Genomic DNA, 6,190 nt, shown 5'->3' with positions numbered 1-6,190 from the left:
CTACACGCGGCTGACCCAGGAACATGGTGATGAGGCCGCAGCCGACCTGGCTGCCACGTTGGCTCGGTTGGTGCAGCGCGGTTCTGTGCGCCACGGCGGCAAGCCCATCAAGTGGCTGGGCGACGGGGTCATGTTCTACTTCCGAGATCCCGGTCCTGGAGTGCGCGCTGCGCTCGAGATGGTGGGCGATCTGGCGGATGCTGGGCTCCCACCCGCCCATGTGGGGCTGCACTCCGGGCCAGTGCTCTTTCAGCAGGGTGACTACTTCGGCCAGACCGTGAATGTCAGCGCCCGCATCGCAGACTACGCGCGGCCCGGCGAGGTTCTGGTCAGTCAAGCGGTTGCAGACGCGTCGCACGAGGGCGGGATCATGTTCCAGGACATCGGCCCGGTGGAACTCAAAGGGGTCTCCGCACTGACTCACCTGCTTCGGGCCGACCTGGCCTGAAGCGAGACCTGTTCGTCCCGAACTCTTGGCCCTCGCGGGCATCGTCGACATCGGCGCCGAAGTGATCGCCTTGGCCGCGGCCTGCGCACGCGCTGAGATGACGTTAGGTGCACGGAACGCGGACGACGACAGGATGGGCCTCGACCGCGAAGGTTCGAGGCCCATCCTTGTGTGCCGCCTTCCCTTAGATCGAAGGTGCTACTTAGCGGCTCGGTCGGCGTCGTTGGCTCTCGTATGTGCTAGCCGTTGATGAAGATGTAGTCGGCCTGGTAAGGGACGTTGATGGTCGGCGTGGACTGAGGGTCGCAGGTCCCGGTCGGGGCGACGCCGCCGACGGTGTTGAGGCGGAGCACCTCGACGGCGTGGGCGAGCAGTCCGGTGGAGTCTCCGATCTGGGTGGCGTCCAGGTTCAGCTCAGCAATGTTGCCGGCACCGTTGGTGTTCCTGGTCACCAGCTTGCCGCTGACCGCGCTGCCGTCGGGAGCCTGCCACTGCGGCGTGCCCGCGAGCGGCCGGACGAAGGTGTGGTGGATGCCGCCTGTCAGGTGCGCGTCGACGTCGTGTTGGGCGAAGGCGAACGATCCGTCAGTCTGCAATGTGCAGGCGTAGATCTGGCTGCCGAAGACCACCGATTCCTGCAAGGCGGCCACGCCGCTGGTGCTGACGGCGTGGTTGAGCGAATGTAGCTGGGCACGCACCGCGCCGTCCGGGAACTGGTTGGTGTGCAGATCGGCGTAGAAGCCGCCCGGGTTGGATTGCAGCGCAGCAAGCAGCGTCGGGTCGTTGACGGTGACGGTGCCGGAGGCCAAGCCGTCCTCCGGTCGCGGCGTGGTGAAGAGGGTCAACACGACCGGGCCGTCTGCTCCTGGACCCGCGGCGTGAATGTCGGCCTCGGTCGGAGCGTCGATGCCGCGCCATGAGACCGAGTAGCTGACCGTGTTGCCCTGAACGCCGATCAGTTCCAACGCCTGCCCGACCGGGGCGCCCGGAGTCACCTCGTTGCGACCCTCCAGGCTGGCAAGCAGGGTGGCAGGTGCCGCGGTCGCGTTACCCGGCACGGTGATGCCCGCCAGCGGGGTCACGTCGCTGTTCGCTGAAGCCGCGCTGATGCCGAGCGTGCCGAACGCGACCCCGGCCGCGATGGCAGCGCCGATGCGGTGGGCCACGCGGCGTTTTGTGCTGCTGATCATGGGTGATCCCTCTCGAGTCTGCGGCCGGAGCCTCATGCTCGGCCTACATGGACTCCTACGCAGAGCAGCGGGCCGGAGTTGTATCGGGCACATGCGGCAAAGGTCACAGCCGGCCAGGCGAACCGAATCAGCCCGCCGTACGTATGGGCGTACGTCTTCGCTGGCGATGATCCCGCGGAAGGCGCGCGCCGGGTCCCCATACCAAGCTCACCCCGACCAGCCCGGACCGCGGTTGCCGGTGGGGTCCGGCGTCAGCCGCGGAAAGGACTGCGGCATAAAGAGATCCACGCACGAGCATCACCCCTGGGGCCAGCATCCCCGACACAACCCGATCACACGCTGTCGAGCACTAGCTGGATTTACTCCTGCACGAGCGCATGGCTGGCTGGAGCCTCAGGACTCGTTCGCTTTACCGATGAGCACGACTTGGCCCGACGACGCCTGGTTGCCGTCGGCGACCTCTTTGGTGATGCTCAGCGTTGGAAACGTGGTCGGGCCCACGCCGGACCAGAGCGTGACGTCGGTGCCCTCGTTGAAGGTGCCGATCGGAACGAGAAGGCCTGTGTCGCCCTTCAGCCACGCCTGGTAGAACTCTCCGTCGCTGCGTCGCGGGAGTCCGGTCGCGTGCAGTTCGATCTTCCATCCACTGTCGGTCTTGGTCAGCGTGACGTTCCCGTCCGCATCAGGAGCTAGCCGGGTCCCCGTCAGGGATGCAGCGAACTGGACTGGTTCGTCGCGGGTCACCTGCAAGCCGACCGTGACGCCCGCCGCCAGGAAGCCCGCGGCGGCTGCCGCCACGAGCGAATACCGGATCCGTCGCCGACGGCGCCCAGCGCCGGCCTCCTCGGCGATGGCGGCGACCACGCGCTCCTGGAGGTCGGGCGAGGGCTCGGCCCACACCGCCCGGTCGGCGAGTACGCCATGCACCCGCTCGATCTCGGCGCGCTCCGCCGACGTCAGGTCATCGTGGGACATCCGAGCCTCCTTCGCGCCGATCGGCGGGGGCTGAGTCTGCCGGTTCGGCACGCAGGCCGTGCAGGATGCCCGCCAGCCGGCGGTGCGCCCGGAATGTCCGCGACTTGACTGTGCCGAGCGGGATCTCGAGCTTGTCGGCGATCTCCGCGTGGCTGAGCTCGTCGAAGTGCTGCATCCGGATCAGGTCGCGTTCGGTGGGGGGCAACTCGTCCAGCGCCCGGCGTACCTCGGCCACGTCGTGGATCTGCTCCGCAGATGGCGGCAGCGTGACCAGCGAGGCGCTGTCGGAGGTGTCGATGTTGTCGAGGTTACGGTGCCGGCGCTCGCGCCGGTGCACATCGATGGCGACCCGCTTCGCGATCGTGGTGAGCCAGGCCCCGAGCGCCCGGCTCGGGTCGTAGGTTCCCGCCGCACGCCAGGCTTGCACGAAGGTCTGCTGGGTGGCGTCCTCCGCGAGGCCGGTGTCGCCGAGCACCCGGTACGCGATCGCGAACACCAGCCGGCCGTAGGTCTGGTAGACGACCCGGACCGAGTCCGCGTCTCCAGAAGCGAACCATGACGCCAGCTCGGCGTCGTCCAAGGCCACGGTTCTCACGCTAGCCCAACGTTCACCGGCGGCCTCCGTGGTGTGCGGGTTTACGGGAGTCGCGGCGGTGGCGGTGGCGCTGCGTCTCATTCCCTGCTTACGCAGCCGGGTCCGGCTCAGTTCGCTCGGATCGGGCACCGGATCCCGACGGAACCGGTACGTGAACGCCGCCGTAGAAGCCGCAGAGGTCGGCATCGGCCGGCCCGATCCTGAGGAGAGCGGACAATGAAAGAGCAAGGCAGACCCAACATGTCGTTCGGCCGTGCCGCAGCCGCCACGGCCCTGATCGGCCTGGTCGTGGCAGTATCGGCGGGCTCGGCACACGCGACGCCGGCGGGAGCCTCCGCCTCGGTGGTCGACGACGTGCTCGTCATCAGCGGCACGAACGTCGCCGACCGGATCAGCGTCGACTTCACCGTGCTGGGTACCGTCGTTGTGAACCTCGGTCACGACCACGTCCAGCGGCTCGACCCGCGCACGTTTAACTCGGTGTCGGTGTATCTGCGCGCCGGTGATGACGACTTCCGCACACTGAGCGGCGGTTCTCTCGTCGACGTGCCGCTGACGGTCAGGGCGGGGGCGGGCGACGACACTGTCGTCGGAGGCGCCGCTAACGACGTCCTCGAGGGCGCCTCTGGGGACGACTTCCTCCTCGGTGGAGCGGGCACCGACCTCGTGTTCGGCGGCCGCGGCGCCGACTTCGTCAACGGCGGTGTCGGCACCGACACCGAGGTGCTCGGCTCCGGCGACGACACGGCAGCGTGGAACCCCGGAGAGGGCAACGACGCGATCAGCGGCGGCCGCGGTCGGGACACGTTGTCCTTCAACGGCTCCGACGGCGACGAGCGGATGTCACTGACGGCGGACGGAACGAGCGCGGTCTTCCTGCGCAGTCCGGGCGCTATCCGGATGGACCTCAAGGGCGTCGAGCGACTCGAGCTGGCCACCCTCGGTGGCGCCGACGCTGTGACGATTGGCGACCTCAGCGGCACCCCTCTCACCGTGGCGGACATCGACCTGTCCTCAGCCGCTGGCAGCGGCGACGCCAAGGCCGACTCTGTCGTGGTGAACGGCACCAACCGGCCCGACCGGGTCGATGTCGCGGCGCACGCCGGCGCGGTCGACGTCACCGGGCTGACGAGCGAGACCGTCGTCACCGGGGGCGAGCCAGCTGACCGGCTCGAGATCGACACGTTCGAGGGCGACGACAGCGTCACCGTCGACGACGCAGCCAGAGCACTCCTCGACATCGCTGTAGACCTCGGAGCCGACCAATCATGACCAGCACGACGAAGCCGAAATCAGGCGACACCACTGACAAGGAGGCCAGAATGTCCCTGTTCCCGGAATCGCCCACACCGCCCTGACCGTCACCGACCTGCCTCGCAGCGCCCCTGATACGCCGGGCTCTTCGGAGGCTGCCAGCGCCGCACCCAACGAGGTGGTGACCGGCGTCGTACACGCGATCGGTCCAGGCCTCGCGCTGGGCTGGGCCGCCGACCGCGTCGTCAGAGATCGCCCAAGCCGGCGAAGGTCTGGCTGTAAAGAACGGCGAAGCGCTGAAGGACGACGGGCATGTCCCGGCTGAACCCGTGACCGTGCACCGCGTGCTCCGTGAAGAACCTCTCGTGCACCTCGCGCCAGGTGGCCAGCGACCCGTCGCCCTCACCCTCGAGGTACGCATGCTCGGCGCTCACCTCGTCGAAGGGGACGATCTCGACCTGGGTCGTTACGACGAGGGCGTGCGGGACAGCGCGACCGTCGGTGACAATGCCGAGCGCTCCCGGCGTCGGCAACTGCTCACCCTCGGCCTCGTAGTCCCACAGCGCGCCGGAGGTCGCGGTCTTGATGCCGGCCAACACGAGGGCGAGAAGCTGGTCGGCCTGCTCGGGTGTGGCACCGAAGGCCCATGCCGGCGGTCGAAGGGACGCCAAGGGCCGCTCCCCTGTGTAGTACCCGGTCGGGTTGAGCTTGGCTCGCATCCTGGCCACTTGCCAGAAGGACTCGATGACCGACGAATCATCAGTGCCAGGCTCGGGTGCATCCATGGCCCGAGGCTAACCCCAGGCGGACGTGGTCTGCGCTGCGCCTGGGGGCGGCGGTGGCTCGGGGTCCGTCGCGCTGAGCGGCTCAGTCTTCGTCGGCACCTTCTGCTGGATCCGCGGAATGCGCCCGGATCTCGGTTTCGTCGAAGTCGGGATCGCCCTCGGCGGGTGCTTCGCTGTGGACGCGGTCGTCGTGCACGGGGTCTTCGTCGCCGTGGATACCTGAGATCGCTGACATGTGAATCGCCTCGATTCTGGCTGGATCTCTCGTGTTCCTGAGTCAAGGGTAGGACGGCGCCGAGCAGCCGACTATCGGCGAAGGCGCCGTTCGCGCGATGACCGTTTAGGCAGCGTTTAGGCGTCACGTCCGAGGCCTCGTGATCGCCTCGATCGCGCCCTTCGAAGGCGACCACGGTGACGACGTGCCGGGTTGACCCTTGATGAGCGACGAGGCATCGGACTGGTTCCCAACGCCGCGGAAGGCTCGAGACGCTGGCACCGGGGGCCAAAACTCCGACGAAGCGGACGCGGTCCGTCCGGAATCGTACCTAGAGTGCCGGACATGGCAATCGCACGCTTCCCGGTCGTCGTCCTCGACTGCCCCGACCCCAAGACCTTGGCCGAGTTCTACGGCGCCCTGCTCGACTGGAAGATCCAGCAGGACGACGACTGGTGGTCCATTCGGGCCGAGTACGGCGACTCCCTGGGATTCCAAAGGGTCGACGGCTTCACGCCACCACAATGGCCCGGCCAAGACGTGCCGCAGCAGATGCATCTCGACGTCGTGGTGGACGACCTCGACGTCGCCGAGGCAGCGGTACTCGAACTCGGGGCGACCAAGCACGAGCATCAGCCCGGCGCGACCTTCCGGGTGTTCCTCGACCCCGCCGGTCATCCGTTCTGCCTCTGCACGGACTGAAGCGAGCCACGTCTCGCCTCGCTAGCG

General features: G+C 68.0%; 7 protein-coding genes. 3 read left to right on the top strand and 4 right to left on the bottom strand.

Annotated features, from left to right (window positions below):
• The coding region (locus tag VIR15_RS09360) for an adenylate/guanylate cyclase domain-containing protein (protein ID WP_331927207.1) at positions 1 to 448 on the top strand (448 nt) is incomplete at its 5' end.
• 239 nt (positions 449 to 687) lie between these two features.
• Here VIR15_RS09360 and VIR15_RS09355 read toward each other — a convergent pair.
• The 3 genes from VIR15_RS09355 to VIR15_RS09345 all read right to left on the bottom strand — a co-directional run bounded on the left by VIR15_RS09355 (position 688) and on the right by VIR15_RS09345 (position 3,199).
• Entirely contained in the window at positions 688 to 1,638 is a 951-nt protein-coding gene (locus tag VIR15_RS09355; protein ID WP_331927206.1) for a CHRD domain-containing protein, read from the bottom strand.
• A gap of 393 nt (positions 1,639 to 2,031) precedes the next feature.
• Complete coding sequence (locus VIR15_RS09350; RefSeq protein ID WP_331927205.1) at positions 2,032 to 2,613, bottom strand: anti-sigma factor; 582 nt, start codon at positions 2,611 to 2,613, stop codon at positions 2,032 to 2,034.
• Positions 2,600 to 3,199 (bottom strand): RNA polymerase sigma factor, encoded by a 600-nt coding sequence (locus VIR15_RS09345; RefSeq protein ID WP_331927204.1) that lies wholly within the window; start codon positions 3,197 to 3,199, stop codon positions 2,600 to 2,602. Before VIR15_RS09345 ends, VIR15_RS09350 begins: the two co-directional genes overlap by 14 nt.
• Before the next feature lie 249 nt (positions 3,200 to 3,448).
• Here VIR15_RS09345 and VIR15_RS09340 point away from each other — a divergent pair, with 249 nt between their 5' ends.
• Positions 3,449 to 4,480, top strand: coding sequence for a calcium-binding protein (locus tag VIR15_RS09340; protein WP_331927203.1), 1,032 nt, complete (start codon positions 3,449 to 3,451; stop codon positions 4,478 to 4,480).
• Positions 4,481 to 4,707: 227 nt separating this feature from the next.
• Here VIR15_RS09340 and VIR15_RS09335 read toward each other — a convergent pair whose 3' ends face one another.
• Positions 4,708 to 5,247, bottom strand: coding sequence for an ASCH domain-containing protein (locus tag VIR15_RS09335; protein WP_331927202.1), 540 nt, complete (start codon positions 5,245 to 5,247; stop codon positions 4,708 to 4,710).
• A 559-nt stretch (positions 5,248 to 5,806) separates the two neighbouring features.
• On the opposite strand from VIR15_RS09335, the gene VIR15_RS09330 reads away from it, so the two are divergent.
• Complete coding sequence (locus VIR15_RS09330; protein ID WP_331927201.1) at positions 5,807 to 6,163, top strand: VOC family protein; 357 nt, start codon at positions 5,807 to 5,809, stop codon at positions 6,161 to 6,163.
• Positions 6,164 to 6,190 lie beyond the last annotated feature (27 nt).

Source organism: Intrasporangium sp., assembly GCF_036566125.1.
Lineage (GTDB): Bacteria > Actinomycetota > Actinomycetes > Actinomycetales > Dermatophilaceae > Intrasporangium.
Note: the sequence above shows the minus strand (reverse complement) of the source record. Positions and strands in the feature narration are given on the sequence as shown.

Bases quoted from the DNA above. Each gene is read 5' to 3' on its own strand.
- VIR15_RS09355 (WP_331927206.1), bottom strand. From the start codon at position 1,638: ATGATCAGCAGCACAAAACGCCGCGTGGCCCACCGCATCGGCGCTGCC.
- VIR15_RS09350 (WP_331927205.1), bottom strand. From the start codon at position 2,613: ATGTCCCACGATGACCTGACGTCGGCGGAGCGCGCCGAGATCGAGCGG.
- VIR15_RS09340 (WP_331927203.1), top strand. From the start codon at position 3,449: ATGTCGTTCGGCCGTGCCGCAGCCGCCACGGCCCTGATCGGCCTGGTC.
- VIR15_RS09335 (WP_331927202.1), bottom strand. From the start codon at position 5,247: ATGGATGCACCCGAGCCTGGCACTGATGATTCGTCGGTCATCGAGTCC.
- VIR15_RS09330 (WP_331927201.1), top strand. From the start codon at position 5,807: ATGGCAATCGCACGCTTCCCGGTCGTCGTCCTCGACTGCCCCGACCCC.